Below are 843 nucleotides of genomic sequence, written 5' to 3' on the forward strand. Positions count from 1 at the left end.
GAAGCTCAGTTTGCTACTTACTTGCCTATTTATTGCGATAACTGGGTGGATACTCGGTAAAGTGGTGTGGTTAGCAATCCCTCAAACGTCTGATGTGCCAAAATGGAGGCCGTCGGCGGGTAACGTTATTGCCAGCAATAAATCGAATACGATTGATTTCAATGCCCTTCAAAGCGCCAACTTATTTGGCAAATACACCGAACAAAAGCCTGTGGTCGTTGAGCAACCTGTTGTGAAAGACGCCCCAAAAACACGCCTGAATCTTACCCTTGTTGGCGCCGTTGCTAGCAGCAATCCTCAAACCAGCTTAGCGGTGATCGCTAACCGTGGTAAGCAAGCGACCTACGGAATTAGCGAAGAAATTGAAGGTACGCGTGCCACACTAAAAGCGGTGTTGGTCGATCGCGTGATCATCGATAACGAAGGCCGAGATGAAACTCTAATGCTGGAAGGCGTTGAGTATAAAAAATTGTCAGAATCGCCGCAGGCTACTCGAGTGCAAGCTGCACAGAAAGAACCTGCGTCAGACGTGAGTGACAAACTAGAGCAAATCCGAGAGGAGATTGCGAAAGATCCACAGAGTGTTTTTAAATACATCACCATTTCTCCAGTGAAAAAAGACGACGCCATTATTGGCTACCGAGTTTCTCCGGGTCGTGATGCGGCGTTATTTAATGATGTGGGTCTAGAACCTGGTGATATTGCGGTGCAACTTAATGGGATCGATTTAAGTGATCCATCTTCTTCAGTACAACTGATGCAAGTGATGAGCGATCCGCAAGAACTGAATTTGACTGTTGAGCGAGATGGTCAGCAGTACGACATCTATATCCAATTGTAATA

The 843-nt window shown here is 46.3% G+C and carries 1 protein-coding gene; it reads left to right on the forward strand.

The annotated features are described in order from the left end of the window. Positions 1-841 (forward strand): type II secretion system protein GspC (gene gspC, locus R7F64_RS23805; protein ID WP_318072139.1); only part of this gene is annotated, 841 nt, incomplete at its 5' end. Positions 842-843: the final 2 nt, after the last annotated feature.

This window comes from Vibrio sp. Vb1980 (assembly GCF_033338615.1).
Taxonomy (GTDB): domain Bacteria; phylum Pseudomonadota; class Gammaproteobacteria; order Enterobacterales; family Vibrionaceae; genus Vibrio; species Vibrio alginolyticus.